This window comes from Curtobacterium sp. MCLR17_059 (genome assembly GCF_003234665.1).
Classification (GTDB): domain Bacteria; phylum Actinomycetota; class Actinomycetes; order Actinomycetales; family Microbacteriaceae; genus Curtobacterium; species Curtobacterium flaccumfaciens.
In genome coordinates this window covers 349,769-367,784 of record NZ_QKSU01000001.1, presented here as the reverse complement: position 1 = coordinate 367,784, position 18,016 = coordinate 349,769, and the positions used below count along the sequence as shown (strand labels likewise).

18 protein-coding genes are annotated in these 18,016 nt (G+C 67.5%); 10 read left to right on the top strand and 8 right to left on the bottom strand.

Annotated features, from left to right (window positions below; all coding sequences use genetic code 11):
* The first annotated feature begins 52 nt into the window (after window positions 1-52).
* From trxB to DEJ12_RS01815, 4 genes are all read left to right on the top strand, one after another.
* Complete coding sequence (trxB, locus tag DEJ12_RS01830) at window positions 53-1,051, top strand: thioredoxin-disulfide reductase (RefSeq protein ID WP_071404123.1); 999 nt, start codon at window positions 53-55, stop codon at window positions 1,049-1,051.
* 66 nt (window positions 1,052-1,117) lie between these two features.
* Window positions 1,118-1,444 carry a thioredoxin gene (gene trxA / locus DEJ12_RS01825; protein ID WP_017887828.1) on the top strand — a complete coding sequence of 109 codons (327 nt, stop codon included), beginning with the start codon at window positions 1,118-1,120 and terminating at the stop codon, window positions 1,442-1,444.
* 149 nt (window positions 1,445-1,593) lie between these two features.
* A complete protein-coding gene (locus tag DEJ12_RS01820; RefSeq protein ID WP_111028842.1) occupies window positions 1,594-2,898 on the top strand; it encodes a PLP-dependent aminotransferase family protein in 1,305 nt (434 codons plus the stop codon).
* A 60-nt stretch (window positions 2,899-2,958) separates the two neighbouring features.
* Window positions 2,959-3,921 (top strand): D-alanine--D-alanine ligase, encoded by a 963-nt coding sequence (locus DEJ12_RS01815; protein WP_111028841.1) that lies wholly within the window; start codon window positions 2,959-2,961, stop codon window positions 3,919-3,921.
* 625 nt (window positions 3,922-4,546) lie between these two features.
* Here DEJ12_RS01815 and DEJ12_RS01810 read toward each other — a convergent pair.
* The 8 genes from DEJ12_RS01810 to rpmH form a co-directional block, all read right to left on the bottom strand.
* Window positions 4,547-5,515 (bottom strand): ParB/RepB/Spo0J family partition protein, encoded by a 969-nt coding sequence (locus tag DEJ12_RS01810; RefSeq protein WP_111028840.1) that lies wholly within the window; start codon window positions 5,513-5,515, stop codon window positions 4,547-4,549.
* Window positions 5,515-6,408 (bottom strand): ParA family protein, encoded by an 894-nt coding sequence (locus DEJ12_RS01805; RefSeq protein ID WP_269149421.1) that lies wholly within the window; start codon window positions 6,406-6,408, stop codon window positions 5,515-5,517. Before DEJ12_RS01805 ends, DEJ12_RS01810 begins: the two co-directional genes overlap by 1 nt.
* A gap of 81 nt (window positions 6,409-6,489) precedes the next feature.
* Complete coding sequence (gene rsmG, locus DEJ12_RS01800) at window positions 6,490-7,149, bottom strand: 16S rRNA (guanine(527)-N(7))-methyltransferase RsmG (protein ID WP_111028839.1); 660 nt, start codon at window positions 7,147-7,149, stop codon at window positions 6,490-6,492.
* Window positions 7,146-7,646 carry a R3H domain-containing nucleic acid-binding protein gene (locus DEJ12_RS01795; protein WP_071248630.1) on the bottom strand — a complete coding sequence of 167 codons (501 nt, stop codon included), beginning with the start codon at window positions 7,644-7,646 and terminating at the stop codon, window positions 7,146-7,148. The genes rsmG and DEJ12_RS01795 overlap by 4 nt, the downstream gene beginning before the upstream one ends.
* Window positions 7,647-8,615, bottom strand: coding sequence for a membrane protein insertase YidC (gene yidC / locus DEJ12_RS01790; RefSeq protein ID WP_111028838.1), 969 nt, complete (start codon window positions 8,613-8,615; stop codon window positions 7,647-7,649).
* A gap of 8 nt (window positions 8,616-8,623) precedes the next feature.
* The gene (yidD, locus tag DEJ12_RS01785; RefSeq protein WP_017887819.1) at window positions 8,624-9,004 is read right to left on the bottom strand and encodes a membrane protein insertion efficiency factor YidD; all 381 of its coding nucleotides are present in this window, start codon (window positions 9,002-9,004) and stop codon (window positions 8,624-8,626) included.
* Entirely contained in the window at window positions 9,001-9,351 is a 351-nt protein-coding gene (rnpA, locus tag DEJ12_RS01780) for a ribonuclease P protein component (RefSeq protein WP_111028837.1), read from the bottom strand. Before rnpA ends, yidD begins: the two co-directional genes overlap by 4 nt.
* Window positions 9,352-9,398: 47 nt before the next feature.
* Window positions 9,399-9,536, bottom strand: a complete 138-nt coding sequence (rpmH, locus tag DEJ12_RS01775) for a 50S ribosomal protein L34 (protein ID WP_022889115.1) — start codon at window positions 9,534-9,536, stop codon at window positions 9,399-9,401.
* Window positions 9,537-10,050: 514 nt separating this feature from the next.
* Here rpmH and dnaA point away from each other — a divergent pair.
* The 6 genes from dnaA (at window position 10,051) to gyrB (ending at window position 17,966) form a co-directional block, all read left to right on the top strand.
* Window positions 10,051-11,505 (top strand): chromosomal replication initiator protein DnaA, encoded by a 1,455-nt coding sequence (gene dnaA / locus DEJ12_RS01770; RefSeq protein WP_071404155.1) that lies wholly within the window; start codon window positions 10,051-10,053, stop codon window positions 11,503-11,505.
* 407 nt (window positions 11,506-11,912) lie between these two features.
* Window positions 11,913-13,058, top strand: coding sequence for a DNA polymerase III subunit beta (dnaN, locus tag DEJ12_RS01765; protein ID WP_027466916.1), 1,146 nt, complete (start codon window positions 11,913-11,915; stop codon window positions 13,056-13,058).
* Between the two features lie 71 nt (window positions 13,059-13,129).
* Entirely contained in the window at window positions 13,130-14,017 is an 888-nt protein-coding gene (gnd, locus tag DEJ12_RS01760; RefSeq protein ID WP_071248639.1) for a phosphogluconate dehydrogenase (NAD(+)-dependent, decarboxylating), read from the top strand.
* A 31-nt stretch (window positions 14,018-14,048) separates the two neighbouring features.
* Window positions 14,049-15,329 (top strand): DNA replication/repair protein RecF, encoded by a 1,281-nt coding sequence (recF, locus tag DEJ12_RS01755; RefSeq protein ID WP_111028836.1) that lies wholly within the window; start codon window positions 14,049-14,051, stop codon window positions 15,327-15,329.
* Window positions 15,329-15,829: a DUF721 domain-containing protein gene (locus DEJ12_RS01750; protein WP_027466919.1), complete on the top strand. Its 501-nt coding sequence runs from the start codon at window positions 15,329-15,331 to the stop codon at window positions 15,827-15,829. Before recF ends, DEJ12_RS01750 begins: the two co-directional genes overlap by 1 nt.
* Window positions 15,830-15,962: 133 nt before the next feature.
* The gene (gyrB, locus tag DEJ12_RS01745) at window positions 15,963-17,966 is read left to right on the top strand and encodes a DNA topoisomerase (ATP-hydrolyzing) subunit B (protein ID WP_071404134.1); all 2,004 of its coding nucleotides are present in this window, start codon (window positions 15,963-15,965) and stop codon (window positions 17,964-17,966) included.
* Window positions 17,967-18,016 lie beyond the last annotated feature (50 nt).

The window sequence follows — 18,016 nt, the reverse complement described above, 5'->3', positions numbered from 1 at the left end:
TCGCCGGTACGATGGGTTGACCCGGTCAGACGCAACGGAAGGGCAGTCAGGCATGCGCCAGCTCATCATCATCGGTTCCGGCCCGGCCGGGTTCACCGCCGGCATCTACGCTGCGCGCGCAGAGCTCAAGCCGCTCATCGTCGCCTCCAGTGTCGAGACGGGCGGTGAACTCACCAAGACGACCGAGGTCGAGAACTTCCCGGGCTTCCCCGAGGGGATCCAGGGCCCCGACCTCATGATCAAGATGCAGGAACAGGCCGAGAAGTTCGGTGCCGAGGTCCTGTACGACGACGCCGTCTCCGTCGACCTCACCGGCAAGGTCAAGAAGGTCACCGTCGGCTCCGGCGAGACGTACGAGGCCCTCGCGGTCATCTACGCCACCGGCTCGGCCTACCGTCACCTCGGGCTCCCCGACGAAGAGCGCCTGTCCGGCCACGGTGTCTCGTGGTGCGCGACCTGCGACGGCTTCTTCTTCCGCCAGAAGAACATCGCCGTCGTCGGCGGTGGCGACTCCGCGATGGAAGAGGCGACGTTCCTCACCCGCTTCGCCGACAAGGTGACGGTCATTCACCGCAAGGACTCCCTGCGTGCGTCGAAGATCATGCAGGACCGCGCGATGAACGACCCGAAGATCGAGTTCGCGTGGAACAAGGAGGTCACCGGCATCACGGGTGACTCCGCGGTCGAGGGCGTCACGCTCAAGGACACCGTGACGGGCGAGGAGTCCGAGCTCGCACTGGACGGCCTGTTCATCGCGATCGGCAACGACCCGCGCACACACCTGATCCACGGCCAGATCGACATCGCGCCCGAGGGCACGATCGCCGTCCAGGGCCGCTCGTCGAAGACCAACCTGCCGGGTGTCTTCGCCGCCGGTGACGTCATCGACCCGTCCTACCGTCAGGCCATCACGGCTGCCGGTTCGGGCACGGTCGCCGCGCTCGACGCCGAGAAGTACCTCGCCGAGCTCGACGACGCACTGACGGACGAGGCCGAGGGCGTCGCCCCGACCGAGCCCGCCATGGTCGACGTCATCGCCGCCCGGGCCTGACCCGCCTCGGAATACCACGACGGCATCGCCGTTGTACCCCCCGAACGACTTCTCGAAGGAGCACACATGTCCAACGCCAAGGCTGTCACCGACGCCACCTTCTCGGACGAGGTCCTCAAGTCCGACAAGACGATCCTCGTCGACTTCTGGGCCGAGTGGTGTGGCCCGTGTCGCGCCGTCTCGCCGATCCTCGACCAGATCGCCGAAGAGCACGCCGGCAAGATCGAGATCGTGAAGCTCAACGTGGACGACAACCCCCAGTCGGCCATGAACTACCAGATCACGTCGATCCCGGCGATGAAGGTCTTCAAGGGCGGCGAGGTCGTCAAGACCGTCATCGGCGCCAAGCCGAAGCCCGCGCTCGAGGCCGACCTCGCCGAGTTCCTCGCGTAGGTCGCCCACCCGAACGGCCCCGCTCTCCCCGGAGAGCGGGGCCGTTCTCGTCCGGAGCCACCGGATGACGATCGGCCCCGTCGCGGAACCCTGGTTCCCCGGGCCGATGTCGTAGTGTGGCGGGAATGTCCCACTGAACGGAGCACTCGATGACGAACGGCAACAGCCTCGACCCCTGGTACGACTCCTACGCCCAGCGCACCGCCGGGCTGAGCGCCTCCGAGGTCCGAGCCCTGTTCGCCGTCGCCTCGCGCCCCGAAGTGGTCTCGCTGGCCGGCGGCATGCCGTTCGTCTCCGCGCTCCCCAGAGAGCTCGTCACGGGCTCCCTGGACCGTGTCATGAACGAGCACTCCGCCATGGCGCTCCAGTACGGCGGCGGACAGGGCCTGCGCTCCCTCCGCGAGCACATCGTGGACGTCATGAGCCTCGAGGGCATCCGTGCCAGCGCCGAGGACGTCGTGGTCACCACAGGCTCGCAGCACGCCCTCGACCTCGTCACACGGCTCTTCATCGATCCAGGCGACGTCGTGCTCGCCGAGTCGCCGTCCTACGTCGGCGCGATCGGGGTCTTCCGGTCGTACCAGGCCGAGACGGTGCACGTGACGACGGACGAGCTCGGTCTCGTCCCCGAGGCGCTGCGCGAGGCGATCACGAACCTCCGCACCCAGGGCAAGCGGATCAAGTTCCTCTACACGATCCCGAACTTCCACAACCCCGCCGGCGTCACCATGAGCCGCGAGCGCCGCATCGAGGTGCTCGACATCTGCCGGTCGAACAACATCCTCGTGCTCGAGGACAACCCGTACGGGCTCCTCTGGTTCGACGAGCCGGCGCCCCAGGCGATCCGATCGATCGACGAAGAGGGCGTGGTGTACCTCGGCTCCTTCTCGAAGACCCTCGCACCGGGCTTCCGCGTCGGCTGGGCACTCGCGCCGCACGCCATCCGCGAGAAGCTCGTGCTCGCCAACGAGTCGGCCGTGCTCGCGCCGAACTCCTTCGGCCAGTACGTCGTGAACGCGTACCTCGACGCAGCGGACTGGAAGGGCCAGGTCGACACCTTCCGGGGCATCTACGCCGAGCGCCGTGACGCCATGCTGTCCGCACTGGGGGAGTTCCTGCCCGACCTCTCCTGGACGAAGCCGAACGGTGGCTTCTTCGTGTGGCTGACCCTGCCCGAGTCACTCGACTCCAAGGGCATGCTGCCGCGCGCGGTCAAGGAGCTCGTGGCCTACACGCCCGGCACGGCCTTCTACGCCGACGGACGCGGCGGCGGACACATCCGTCTGTCGTTCTGCTACCCGACGCCCGAGCAGATCCGGGTGGGCGTCAAGCGACTCGCCAACGTCGTCAACGACGAGCTCGAACTGATCGAGACGTTCGGCCCGACGACCCGCCCGAACACCGTGGTCCGCGAGACGTCGTCCGTCAGTGCACCGCCCCCGAACATCTCCTGATCAGCGCTTTTCCTCGGTACTGATCGCACAGCACCGCAGTTCCACACCGGAGGACCCCGCATGGCCGAGCTCACCCGTCGTCACGTCGTCGTCGTCGCCGGAGGCATCTCGCACGAACGCGATGTCTCCCTCCGCTCCGGTCGTCGCGTCGCCGACTCACTGACCGGCTACGGCTGGCAGGTGGACCTACGCGACGCCGACGCGATGCTCCTGCCGGCTCTCACCGATTCACGCCCGGACGTCGTGTGGCCGGCCCTGCACGGCGCCTCCGGTGAGGACGGGGCCCTGCGGGGCATCCTGGAAGCCGTGGACATCCCGTTCGTCGGCTCACGTTCGACGTCGGCCCGGTTGGCATGGGACAAGCCCACGGCGTCAGCACTGGTCGCCCGCGCCGGCGTCCGTACCCCTCGTTCGGTGACGCTCTCCCACGACGTGTTCCGCGAGCTCGGCGCTGTCGGTGTCCTCGAGGCCATCGCGACCGAGCACCCGGTACCGCTCGCCGTGAAGCCGGCGCGCGGCGGAAGTGCGCAGGGCGTGACCCTCGTCGATGACGTCAAGGACCTGCCCCGGGCCATGGTGACGGCGTACACGTACTGCGACGACGTCGTGGTCGAGCAGCTCATCCGTGGCACCGAGGTCGCCGTGGGGATCATCGACACCGGCGACGGCCCCGTGGCGCTCTCCGCCGTGGAGATCGTGCCGCGCAACGGTATCTACGGCTTCGAGGCGCGCTACAACGCGGGGGAGACGACCTTCTACACCCCCGCACGACTGTCCGACGAGTTCGCCGGAGCAGCCGCGGAGGCTGCGGTTGCCGCGCACGCGGCTTTGGGACTCCGGCATCTGTCCCGCGTCGACCTGATCATCGACGGGGCTGGGACGCCCTGGTTCCTCGAGGCGAACGTGCTCCCCGGGCTCACCGAGACGTCACTGCTGCCGCAGGCGCTGTCCGCGTCCGGGTTCGACCTCGGGTGGACCTACGCCGAGCTCGCCGAGCAGGCCATCCGGGACCACCGCGCCTGACCCTGCAGCCGATGTTCCACGTGGAACACCGGCACGTGCTCTGCACCTGCCCCTCGAACGGGCCGAGATGTTCCACGTGGAACGACGGCATTGAGTGACTTCCCTGCTTCGCGAGGCGAGGTGTTCCACGTGGAACATCTCGCCATGAGGATCCTCACTCAGCGCCGGTGTTGGCGCCCGGCGCGTTCGGCGGGCCCCGAGGCGCCCGAACCGCGTGAACAGACGATCGGAGAGGCATTGACGTCAATCTCCACGTCTCGCTGCCGCACGCCCTTGTTCGCAAGCATCGAAGCTTCGACCCCCTCAACTGTCAGTCCGAGGTAGCGCGTCGGATCGTCCGCTCTGCAGTCGCGGCTGGCGGAACGCGATCCCTCGAGAGCGAACTCACGGAACCTCGAGTCGACCGCTCGGAAGAACGTCCCTCGGATCGCTGGCACGAAGGGCGAGCCGATGGCGGTCACGTCGCCACCATCTCACCTGAGGCCAACCACACTCACTGCTGGAGCAGCCGCGTCGAGCACGCTGTGTTGCCACCAGAGCTGCCGGATTGAGTCGTAGGTGCGCCGACCCCAGCCCGACCGTCGCAGGGGCTCACAGCGCCGCACAACGCCGCGCACAGGCTGGTTCAGCCCTCGAGGTCCTCTACCCCGAGCTCACCGAGGATCCGGTTGAGGTCGTCGCCGTTCGCGAAGTCGATCGTGACGGAGCTCTTGCGAGCACCGACTGCGATCTTCACGCGCGTGTTCAAGCGATCACCGAGCCGTTCAGCGAGATCGTTGAAGTGTGCCTGGCGCTTGGACGGCTCGGTCTTCGGCTTCGCCGGCGGCGTCTTCGCGGAGAGTTGCTGCGCGATCGCCTCAGCAGCACGGACGGACAGGTCCTCGTTGACGATCTTCTCGGCCAGGTACTCCATCGCCTCGGCGTCCGGAGCGGCGAGGATGGCGCGAGCATGTCCGGCAGATAGCACGCCTGCGGCCACTCGCCGCTGCACGGGGGACGGGAGCCGCAGGAGTCGGATCGTGTTCGTGATCTGCGGGCGCGATCGACCGATGCGCTGTCCGAGCTGTTCCTGGGTGATCCCGAAGTCCGCGAGGAGCTGCTGGTACGCCGATGCCTCTTCCAAGGGGTTGAGCTGCGCCCGGTGGAGGTTCTCCAGCAGCGCGTCGCGCAGCATCGCGTCGTCGGGGGTGTCCTTCACGATCGCCGGGATCGTGCTCAGGCCGAGTTCCTTCGTGGCCCGCAGACGGCGCTCACCCATGATGAGCTCGTACTGGGGCTTGGTGCCCGTCGCGCCGGGGATCGGCCGGACGACGATGGGCTGCAGGACACCGATCTCGCGGATCGAGTGCACGAGCTCCTGGAGCTCCTCCTCGCGGAACTCCTTCCGCGGCTGTTGCGCGTTCGGGATCACGTCCAGCGGATTGAGGTTTGCGAGACGAGCCCCCGGCACGGCCACCATCTCGTCCGCCGTCGGAGCGGATGCCGGCGAGCCACCGGTCGGGAAGAACACGTCGACGGGACGGTCCTGCTGATCGGTCGCCGTCGGGATCAGGGCGCCGATGCCTCGGCCGAGTCCGGTTCGCTTCGGTGCCATCAGTGCTTCGCTCCTCGTGCTGCGATCTCGGCGGCCGCTTCCAGGTAGGACAGCGACCCGGTGGAGTTCACGTCGTAGGCGACGACGCTCTGGCCGTAGCTCGGTGCTTCGCTCACGCGGACGGAGCGGGGGATCATCGCCTTGAGTACCTGGTCACCGAAGTGCTCCCGCACGTCGTTCGCCACCTGGTTCGCCAGGTTCGTGCGGCCGTCGTACATGGTCAGCAGGATCGTGGAGACCCGGAGGTTCGGGTTGAGGTGTCGCTCGATCAACTCGATGTTCCGCAGCAGCTGGCTCAGTCCCTCGAGCGCGTAGTACTCGCACTGGATCGGGATGAGCACCTCTTGCGCGGCAACGAAGGCGTTGATCGTCAACAGGCCCAGAGACGGCGGGCAGTCGATGAAGACGTAGTGGTACGGCTCGTCCAGCGACTGCAGGTACATGTCGAGCGCGGTCCGGAGACGCTGCTCACGTGCCACCAGTGACACGAGCTCGATCTCGGCGCCGGCGAGGTGAATGGTGGCCGGCACACACCAGAGGGTGTCCGACTCGGGGGAGGCCTGCACGGTGTCGGCCATCGGTGCCTCGTCGACGATCACGTCGTAGATGCTCGCGACCTCGGCCTGGTGATCGACGCCAAGCGCGGTCGAGGCATTGCCCTGCGGGTCCAGGTCGATGACGAGCACACGAGCGCCGCCATGGGCGAGACCCGCTGCCAGGTTGACGGTCGTGGTCGTCTTGCCGACGCCACCCTTCTGGTTCGAAACGGTGATGATCCGTGTCTCAGAAGGGAGTGGAAACTGTTGCGTGGCGATCGCGCGCCGGCGACGGTTCAGGTCGGCGATCTCGCGAGCGAGCGGTGTCGACGCGTCGTAGTCGGTCGATGAACTCAACGAGTGCCTCTTCCCCGGTTCGATGTTTCACGTGGAACGCGGAGCCACTGGCGGCCGGATGACCCGGCCCGAGCCGCAGCGTCAGTCAACTGTAGCCCGGAAGACGCGGGTGGTCTCGTCGACCACACCTTCTCCGAGCTCGAGCACCTCGACATCAGAGAGGCGCTTCCGAAGGATGACCTTGCGGGCCTTCTCGATCTCTTCGTCGACCCGCGCACCCTTCATCAGGATGAGCTGGCCGCCGGAGCGGACCAGCGGCACGGTGAGGGGGATGAGCTTCGACAGGGCACTCACGGCGCGTGCGGTGACCTGGTCGACCACGACGTCGTCCGCTACGTCCTCAGCACGGCCACGGAGCACCGTGACGTTCTGCAGGCCGAGCCGATCAGACTCACTGCGAAGCCAATCCGTCCGGCGCTCCATCGGCTCGATGAGGACGAACTCAACGTCCGGACGGGCGATCGCGAGCACGAGACCCGGCAATCCTGCTCCCGAACCGACGTCGGCAACGCGACCCCGGGCCTCCAGGAGGGGTGCGAGCAACGCAGAATTGAGGATGTGTCGCGTCCACAGGCGGGGCAGCTCAAGCGGGCCGATCAGGCCCAGCTCCTCACCCCGCCGCGCGAGTTCGTTGGTGAACGAGCGCGCAACCTCGATCTGGTCACCGAAGAGTGCTGCAGCCGCCGTGGGCTCAGCCTCGAGCACCGGTGCTGCGTCGGTCGGGACGGGTGCGTCCGTCATCGGGTGACGACCGTGTGGCGGTCCCGACCCTCACCCTCGGACTCCGAGTGGAAGCCCTTCTCAGCGACCAGGTCGTGGACGAGCTTGCGCTCGTAGGACGACATCGGGGGGAGCGCAGCCGACGACGAACCGGCTTCGATGCGCTCGACAGCGGTGTCCACGAGCCGCTGGAGCTCGTCAGCACGGGCATCCCGCGAGCCACCGACGTCGAGGATGAGCCGGCTGAACTCGCCGGTCTCCGCCTGCACGGCGATCCGGGTGAGCTCCTGCAGCGCCGTCACGGTGTCGGGCTTCGACAGCACGCGGAGCGCCTCGCCGTCGTCGGTGACCGACAGGTACACGCGACCGGCGCGTTCCTCGATCTCGATGTCGCCGTCGAGGTCGCAGATGTCGAGGAGTTCCTCGATGTAGTCCGCTGCGATGTCCGCTTCGTCGCGGGCGTCCTCGGTCTCCGTGTCCGTCGTCTCGACGGCGCCTGCGGTGTCCTGCTCGGTCACTTACTTCTTCCCGTTCTTCTTCTGGCGCTGCTTGCCGACCGGCTGCTGACGCTGGGTGGTGACGCGCACGGGCTCGATCTCCGTCGCACCGGCGCCGGCGCCGGCCTCGGCGAGCACCGGGGTGGCCGTTCCGCGACGCTGTGCCTTCTTGGCCAGGCGGGCTTCACGAGCCAGAGCGGCTTCGGAGCCGGGGGTCGGCATGCTGCGGATGACGAAGTACTGCTGCGCCATCGTCCAGAGGTTCGAGGCCAGCCAGTAGAACATGACGCCGAGGGGGAAGCTCAGGCCCGAGATCACGAAGACCAGCGGGAGGATGTACAGCATCATCTTCTGCTGGCGGTACATCGGAGACTCCTTGGTCTCCGGCGACATGTTCTTGGCGACGAGCTGCAGCTGCGTGATGAACTGCGACGCCGTCATCACGACGATCATGAAGCCCGCGATCGCACGGACCTCCCACCCGGAGGCGTTCGTGAACGTCTCGTGCAGGGGCGCACCGAACAGGGCCGCGTTGCCGAACGACGCCGCGAGGTCGTTCGTCAGCAGGCCGATGCCCTTCTGGTTGATCTGGGCCTCGTGCAGCACCGAGTACAGCGAGAAGAAGATCGGCATCTGCAGCAGCAGCGGCAGGCAGGAGCTGAGCGGGTTGGTCCCGGTCTCCTTGTAGAGCGCCATCGTCTCGCGGCTCATGGCCTCACGCGAGAACTGGTCCTTCTTGCCCTTGTACTTGTCCTGGATCTTCTTGAGCTGCGGCGCGACCTCGAGCATGCGGCGCTGCGACTTGATCTGCCGAACGAAGATCGGGATCAGCGCTGCGCGCACCACGAACGTCAGGAAGATGATCGAGAGCACCCATGTGATGCCCTCGTTCGGGTCCATGCCGATGCTCTCGAAGATCCAGTGGAAGCCGACGAGGATGGCCGAGACCACCCATTTGAGCGGCCAGAGGACGAATCCGATGATGTCCATGGGGACGGCTACGCCTTTCGAGTGCGCTGGGGGAGCAGGACCGGCCGGGCCGTTCCGACCGCGGGGTGCGGCTGCTGCGGGATCGGCGCGAGGACGAACCCGAACCGGTTGACGACGAACGGGTGACGGCGTTCCTTGACGTCGTCGATGCCACCAGCAGCCCAGGGGTTGCAACGGGCGATGCGCCAGGCGCCCATGGCGGATCCGCGGACGACGCCGTACTGCTGGATCGCGTCGAGGGCGTACCGGGAGCACGACGGGTGGTAGCGGCAGACGTTGCCGTACAGCGGGGAGATCACCGCACGGTAGGCCCGGAGCACGACGACGCACGCGTTGCGTGGGAGCAACGCGATGACCCAGGCAAGCCGGGTCCACAGAGTGCGGTTCATGCTGCCTTCTCCACCCCGCGCGCGAAGGAGCGCGTGACGTCTTCGAGCAGGGTAGGCCATCCGGCCTGCGATGCGGCTGGCAGTACACGGACCACCACGTCGAAGCCCTGGGGGGTCTCGGCGAGCAGGTCGTGCGCGATCGCCTTGAGCCGCCGCCTGATCAGGTTTCGGGTCACGGCGTTCCCCACCGTCTTCGCGACGATGAAGCCGAACCGCGTCGGTCCGTTGCGGTCTGCCGGCTGACGGACCACGGACACGACGACGTGCGCCGTGGCGCTCTTGCGACCACGACGCACGACGTTCCGGTAGTCATCCCCGCGCACGATGCGGTTGGCGCTGGCCAACACTGCGACGCCGGGGTCAGACCGAGGACCGGATCAGGCGATGAGCCTGATCAGGCCGAGAGCTCGGTACGGCCCTTGGCGCGGCGCGCCGACAGGATGGCGCGGCCGGCGCGCGTCCGCATGCGGAGGCGGAAGCCGTGCTTCTTGGCGCGGCGGCGGTTGTTCGGCTGGAAGGTGCGCTTGCTCATGATGTTCTCCACACGGCTGCTCGCGGCGAGCCGTCACGTATGTGTAGCCGTCCGGGTGTCGAACGACGCAGATGGGCGCGACCAAAGGGCCGCAGTCAACTGGTTAACGGTACGTGACAGCGGCGAGCAGGTCAAACCCCGCCCGGACCGGTTGCGTCGGCGCCGTCGGGTCTGCCGTCGCTCGAGCCCATTCTCCACATTGGGGACAACTTCCGTTCGGTGGGACTCGGTCCGGTCCTTTACAGTGGTGTGATCGATCGCCCCGATGGCCGGTACGACAGGGAAGTACTCCTGTCGGACGGCTCGAGGTGGTCGTGGACAACACTGTGGACAACCCTGTGGGAACCTCCGCGGCAACGAGGCGTCGACGAAGCCCCCGGAGCCACCGACGATCCGCCGGCGACGACCTGGTCCCGAGTGCGGTCGCCGAGGACGCCACGGCATGTCCGACCCCGCAGGACGCACTCTCGTCCGACAGCGAACGCACGACACGACCCCTGGAGACGAGCGCGACATGACGATGCCGGCCGACCCCGTCGAGGACCTCTGGTCATCCGTACTCGGACTCCTCGCCGAGGACCCCCGCATCACGCCGCAGCTCCACGGGTTCCTGAACCTGGTCGAGCCGAAGGGCGTGCTCGCCGGCACCCTGTACCTCGAGGTCCCGAACGACCTGACCCGGGGCATGCTCGAACAGCGCATCAGGATCCCGATCACCGAGGCGGTCGGTCGCATCGGTGACGACTCGGTCGCGAACTTCGCGATCACGGTCAACCCCGACATGGCGTCGGAGCCGCGGGTGGACCCGAACGTCCCCGAGTACGCCGAGCCCGTGCAGGAAGCCGTCGAGCAGAGTGCCGCTCCGCGCCAGTACATCGAGGCGCCGTTCGTCCCGAGCCAGATCGACTCTCCCGGCACCAGCGGTCGGCCCGAGTCGCGACTCAACCCGAAGTACAACTTCGACAACTTCGTCATCGGGTCGTCGAACCGGTTCGCCCACGCCGCAGCGGTGGCCGTGGCCGAGGCACCGGCCAAGGCCTACAACCCGCTCTTCATCTACGGGGACTCCGGGCTGGGCAAGACCCACCTGCTCCACGCCATCGGGCACTACGCCGAGAGCCTCTACCCGGGGATCCGCGTCCGGTACGTGTCGAGCGAGGAGTTCACCAACGACTTCATCAACTCGATCGCGAACAACCGCTCGAACCAGTTCCAGCAGCGGTACCGCGACATCGACATCCTGCTGATCGACGACATCCAGTTCCTGCAGGGGAAGGACTCCACGCAGGAGGCCTTCTTCCACACGTTCAACACGCTGCACGACCACAACAAGCAGGTCGTCATCACGTCCGACGTCGCGCCGAAGCACCTGACCGGGTTCGAGGACCGGATGCGATCGCGCTTCGAGTGGGGCCTGATCACCGACGTGCAGGCGCCCGAGCTCGAGACGCGCATCGCGATCCTCCGCAAGAAGGCACAGTCCGACCACCTGCAGGTGCCCGACGACATCCTCGAGTTCATGGCGTCGAAGGTGTCGAGCAACATCCGCGAGCTCGAGGGCACCCTGATCCGGGTCACGGCGTTCGCCAGCCTGAACCGGACGGCCGTGGACATGGCCCTGGTGCAGACGGTCCTCAAGGACCTGATCACCCTCGACGAGGACAACGTCGTCGCGCCGACGGACATCATCAACCACACCGCGGAGTACTTCAAGCTCTCCGTCGACGACCTGTACGGGTCGTCCCGCTCCCAGGCGATCGCCACGGCACGACAGATCGCGATGTACCTGTGCCGTGAGCTGACGAGCCTGTCCCTGCCCAAGATCGGGCAGCTGTTCGGCAACCGCGACCACACCACGGTGATGTACGCGAACAAGAAGATCACCGAGCTGATGAAGGAGCGTCGGTCGATCTACAACCAGGTCACCGAGCTCACCAGCCGCATCAAGCAGGACCGCCGTTACCGCTGAGATCGGCCCGTTCCCGGCCCCATCCACCATCTGAGACGGTTCCATGGGCCGGACTTCTCACAGTGTGGATAGCCTGTGGATAACTGTGGAGGACACGCCGCCCGGTTGTACACAGGTGGGGGGTCACCTGTGGAGACTGGGGATGGAAGTGGATAGATGAGATTCATTCATCCCGTTAACGCTCACACACCGCTCACAAGTCACAAGCGTGTAGTTCCTTACTGCGGAGCGGGATGCACAGGGTTATCCACAGTGTGCACAGGCGTTAACACCATTACTCCTGGTTAACGATCAATCTCTGCGGGACAACCTTGTGGACGGCGGGATGACAAGAAATCCGGCCCCCGTCCGCCTGTGCCAGAATGGGGCGGCCGGACAGTCCAAGCCGATCGACAGGGGTTCCAGCTGTGAAGTTCGAGGTCAACCGGGACGTCTTCTCCGAAGCCGTCTCCTTCGCAGTGAAGCTCCTCCCGCAGCGCACGACCCTCCCGATCCTGTCGGGCGTCCTGATCCACGCCGATGGCGATCGTCTGACGCTCTCGTCGTTCGACTACGAGGTGTCGGCGCAGACGTCCATCTCGGCCCAGATCGACGAGCCGGGCACGGTCCTGGTCTCCGGTCGTCTGCTGAACGACATCGCGAGCCGGCTGCCGAACGCCCCCGTGTCGTTCACCACCGAGGACGCCAAGATCTCCGTCTCCTGCGGATCGGCGCACTTCACGCTGCTGTCCATGCCGGTCGAGGAGTACCCGACGCTGCCGGAGATCGGCCCGCAGACCGGTGTGATCCCCGGCGACGCGTTCTCCGAAGCGGTGTCCCAGGTCGCCGTCGCCGCCAGCCGCGACGACGTCACCCCCGTCATCACGGGCGTGCAGCTCGAGGTCGGCGACAACGACCTCTCCCTCATCGCAACGGACCGCTACCGCGTCGCCGTCCGCACCATCGCGTGGGACTCCGGCCGAGTCGGCTCGGACCCCCTGCACGCACTGGTCCCGGCCCGCACTCTGCAGGAGGTCGGCCGCACGTTCGGTTCGGCGTCCACGGTGTCGGTGTCGATCAGCGGCAACTCCGACCGCGAGCTCATCGCGTTCCACGCCGATGACAAGACCGTGACGTCGTTGCTCATCAAGGGCAACTACCCGCCGGTCCGCCGGCTCTTCCCCGAGACCGTCAACGACCACGCGGTGATCAACACCGCGGAGCTCGTCGAGGCGGTCCGACGGGTCTCCCTCGTCCTGGAGCGCGAAGCGGCGCTCCGGTTCTCCTTCACGGTCGACGGGCTCACGCTCGAGGCGATCGGATCCGAACAAGCGCAGGCGTCAGAGTCGATCAGTGCGTTGTTGACCGGCGAGGAAACGGTGGTCTCGTTGAAGCCCGCCTTCCTCCTGGACGGACTGAACGCGGTGCACTCCGAGTTCGTCCGCATCTCCTTCACCAAGACGGAGAACCCCAACAAGCCGGGCCCGGTGCTGATCACCGGCCAGACTTCGCAAGAGGCCGCAGCGACCGATGGATACCGGTACCTGCTGCAGCCGAACCTGCTGCTGCGATAGGCGCAACAGGCAACCTGCGCTGGCGCACACCACCGGCAGCATCAGCGCGACGACGAACAGAAGAGGAAATCATGCACATCGGTCTTGTCGGCCTTGGTCGCATGGGCAACAACATGCGTGCCCGTCTCCGCAACGCAGGGATCGAGGTCACCGGGTACGACGCCAACCCCGCCGTCTCGGACGTCGCCGACCTCGGCGCCCTCGCCGCTGCCCTCCCGGAGGGCAAGCGTCTCGTGTGGGTCATGGTCCCGCACGGCAAGATCACCGACGACGTGATCACCGACCTGGCCGGCGTCCTCGGCGAGGGCGACCTGGTCATCGACGGTGGCAACTCGAAGTGGCTGGACGACACGACGCACGCCGAGCAGCTCGGTGCGCGCGGCATCCGCTACATGGACGTCGGCGTCTCCGGTGGTGTCTGGGGCAAGGACAACGGCTACGGCCTCATGGTCGGCGGTGACGCCGCGGACGTCGAGTTCGCGATGCCCGTGTTCGACGCGCTGCGTCCTGAGGGTCCCCGTGAAGAGGGCTTCTCGCACGCCGGCCCGATCGGCGCCGGCCACTACGCGAAGATGGTCCACAACGGCATCGAGTACGCGATCATGCAGGCGTACGGCGAGGGCTACGAGCTCCTCGAGGCCAAGGACCTGATCACCGACGTCCCCGCCGTGTTCGCCGGCTGGCAGCGCGGAACGGTCGTCCGCTCCTGGCTGCTCGACCTGATGGTGCTCGCGCTGAACGAGGACCCGAAGCTCGACGAGCTCGAGGGCTACGTCGAGGACTCGGGTGAGGGCCGCTGGACGCTCGAAGAGGGCATCGAGCTCGCCGTGCCGATGCCGGCGCTCTCGGCGTCGATCTTCGCGCGCTTCGTCTCGCGCCAGGGCAGCGCCTCGCCGACGATGAAGGCCGTCGCGGCGCTCCGCAACCAGTTCGGCGGTCACGCCGTCAAGAAGTCCTAGGACTTCCCGGGGGAACCCGGACTCGGCCCGCGTGCACGTCGACCATCTCCAACTGACCGACTTCCGGAACTACCGGGAGGCGGACGTCGACCTCGCACGCGGGCCGAACCTGTTCGTCGGGCGCAACGGACAGGGCAAGACCAACCTGGTCGAGGCGATCGGGTACCTCTCGACCCTCGGCTCGCACCGCGTCCCCACCGACGCAGCGCTCGTCCGTCAAGGATGCGACGCCGCGATCGTCCGGGCTCGTCTCGCGCACGAGGACCGCAGCATCCTCGCCGAGGTGCAGATCAACCGCACCGGTGCGAACCGTGCGCAGGTGAACCGGTCGGCGATCAAGCCGCGGGAGTTGCCGCGCTACTGCACGAGCGTGCTCTTCGCTCCCGAGGACCTCGCCCTCGTGCGGGGCGAGCCGGCCGGGCGACGCCGGATGCTCGACGAGCTGCTCGGCCAGATCGCACCGCGGATGCAGGGCGTGCTCGCCGACTACGACCGCACGCTCCGCCAGCGGAACACCCTGCTGAAGTCGGCCCGTGCCACCGGCGCGAAGGCGAACGCCCTGTCGACGCTCGACGTCTGGGACGACCGGCTCGTCGGACTCGGCGCGGAGATCGTCGCGGCCCGTGACCACCTGACCCGGCGGCTCGCACCCTTCGTGGCCGAGGCCTACGCGACCGTCGCCGGCGAACACCACGACGCCTCGATCACCGGCGTCCTGTCCATCCGCGGTGGCGACCCCGAGTCCGCGGCGGCGACCGACCCCGTGCTCGGGACCCCCGACGAGCCCGTCACGGTCGCGTCGGCTGCCGAAGCGTTCGCGGCCGCCCTCGAGCGCCGTCGCCGGGACGAACTCGACCGCGGGCTCACCCTCGTCGGACCGCACCGGGACGACGTTCTGTTCCAACTCAACGGGTTACCGGCCCGCGGGTACGCGAGTCACGGCGAATCCTGGTCCTTCGCGCTGGCCATCCAGCTCGCGAGCGCCTCGATCCTGCGCGCCGAGTCGAACCTGGGCGACCCGATCATCATCCTCGACGACGTCTTCGCCGAACTCGACGAATCGCGGCGGGAACGGTTGGCGAACGCCGTCGCCGACTACGAGCAGGTGTTCATCACGGCCGCGGTCTTCGGCGACGTGCCCGGGAAGCTGGCGGCGCACACCGTGCGGATCGAGGCGGGCACGATCGTGACCGACGAGGCGGACGCGACCCGGGCCTCCAGTCCGGCGACGGACGCGACCGACGCGACGGAGCCGACGGACGCCGACGGCAAGACGGACCCGACCGACGCCCCCGCCGAAGCCGACGCCTGATGCCGAAGCCCCGCAAGCCCACCGAACCCTCGCAGGTGTACCGCCACCTGCGCGCGGTGTTCGGCGACCCGTCCAAGCGCGGCACCGATGCCCGCCGCCGACGTGCCCGCGAGTTCGACGCCGACACCGTGCCGTACGGGCGCGGCCGCGAGCCGAAGGGCCTCGCGGACATCGTCGGTTCGCTCGCCCAGGAACTCGGTTGGACGGAACCCCTCGCCCGCTCTGAGCTCTTCGTGGACTGGCCGAGCGTCGTCGGCGAGGAGCTGGCGAAGCACTCCCGACCGGTCACCATCGAGGACGGCGCACTCGTCATCCGGTGCGACTCGACGGCCTGGGCGACCCAGCTCCGACTGATGCGTGCGACGGTCACGACGACCATCGCGGAACGGCACCCGGAAGCCGGGGTCGAGTCGATCAGGGTTTCCGGCCCGGACGCCCCCACGTGGAAACGCGGCCCCAGGACGGTCCAGGGGCGCGGTCCTCGCGACACCTACGGTTGAGGCGACGAAATCATCCTGGAGTGCCAGAAAAGCCCGTCTGCGGGGCAGATGAGCCCTCGAAAGAGGGGGCTCTGCGGTAGACTGGGAGGTGCAGTGCGCGGGCGTTCCGCGCGCAGGCAGGAGCACGCTCGACATGGCAGCAGAATCTGAAGACGACCGGCAGAACCCGCTCGGCGCGGAGACCCCGCAGAGCGAACCGTCCTACGGCGCAGACCAGATTCAGGTGCTCGAGGGGCTCGAGGCCGTCCGCAAGCGCCCCGGTATGTACATCGGTTCGACCGGCCCTCGCGGTCTGCACCACCTGGTCCAGGAGATCGTCGACAACTCCGTCGACGAAGCCCTCGCCGGGTACTGCGACACCATCGACGTGAGCATCCGTGAAGACGGTGGCGTCCGCGTCGTCGACAACGGCCGTGGCATCCCGGTCGACGTCCACGCGGCCGAGGGGGTCTCGACCCTGCAGGTCGTCCTCACCGTCCTGCACGCCGGCGGCAAGTTCGGCGGTGGCGGCTACGCCGTCTCCGGTGGTCTGCACGGCGTCGGTTCGTCCGTCGTGAACGCGCTGAGCTCCGAGCTCGACGTCGAGGTCCGTCGCCAGGGCCACGTCTGGCGCCAGAGCTACACCGACGGTGTCCCCGTCGCGCCCGTCTCCAAGGACGAAGAGACCGACGAGACCGGCACGACGATCACGTTCTGGCCGAACGCCGAGATCTTCGAGTCCGTCGTGTTCGACTACGAGACCCTGCGCACCCGGTTCCAGCAGATGGCCTTCCTGAACAAGGGCCTGCGGATCAACCTCCGCGACGAGCGCGCCCCGGAAGAAGGGGAAGAGGCCCGCAACGACACCTTCATGTACGAGCGTGGTCTCGCCGACTACGTCGAGTACATCAACGCGCAGAAGAAGGCCGACCTCGTCCACCCGGACGTCATCGGCTTCGAGTCCGAGGACCCGGAGCGCAAGATCGCGCTCGAGGTCGCGATGCAGTGGAACACCTCGTACCAGGAGAGCGTCCACACCTTCGCGAACACGATCAACACGCACGAGGGCGGCACCCACGAAGAGGGCTTCCGTGCCGCGCTCACGACCCTCGTCAACCGCTACGCGCGCGAGACGAAGATCATCAAGGAGAAGGACGACAACCTCACGGGTGACGACATCCGCGAAGGGCTGACGGCCGTCATCTCCGTGAAGCTCGGCGAGCCGCAGTTCGAGGGGCAGACGAAGACCAAGCTCGGCAACACCGAGGCGAAGTCGTTCGTGCAGCGCGTCGTCGGCACCGAGCTGACCCACTGGTTCGAGAGCAACCCGACGCAGGCACGCGACGTCGTCCGCAAGGCGATCCAGGCGTCGCAGGCGCGGCTCGCGGCCCGCAAGGCGCGCGAGACCACCCGCCGCAAGGGGCTGCTCGAGTCGGGCGGCATGCCCGGCAAGCTCAAGGACTGCCAGTCGAAGGACCCGACCGTGTCGGAGATCTTCATGGTCGAGGGCGACTCCGCCGGCGGTTCCGCCGTGCAGGGCCGCAACCCGATGACCCAGGCGATCCTGCCCCTGCGCGGCAAGATCCTGAACGTCGAGAAGGCCCGGCTCGACCGCGCCCTCGCCAACCAGGAGATCCAGTCGATGATCACGGCGTTCGGTGCCGGCATCGGTGAGGACTTCGACCCGGACAAGGCCCGGTACCACAAGATCGTGCTGATGGCCGATGCCGACGTCGACGGCCAGCACATCACCACGCTGCTGCTCACGCTGCTGTTCCGCTACATGCGTCCGCTCATCGAGCACGGCTACGTGTACCTCGCGCAGCCGCCGCTCTACCGCCTGAAGTGGTCGAACTCGGCGCACGAGTACGTGTTCAGCGACCGGGAGCGCGACGCCCTGATGCAGGCCGGCCTCGCAGCCGGCAAGCGGATCCCGAAGGACAACGGGATCCAGCGCTACAAGGGCCTCGGCGAGATGGACTACAAGGAGCTCTGGGACACCACCATGAACCCGGACACCCGCACGCTCCTGCAGGTCACGCTCGAGGACGCGGCTGCGGTGGACAGCACCTTCTCGACGCTGATGGGTGAGGACGTCGACGCGCGTCGCCAGTTCATCCAGCAGAACGCCAAGGACGTCCGCTTCCTCGACATCTAACGGCCAGGAGGCGCGGCGTGAGCCGCGTCGACCAGTCCTGACCACCTGTG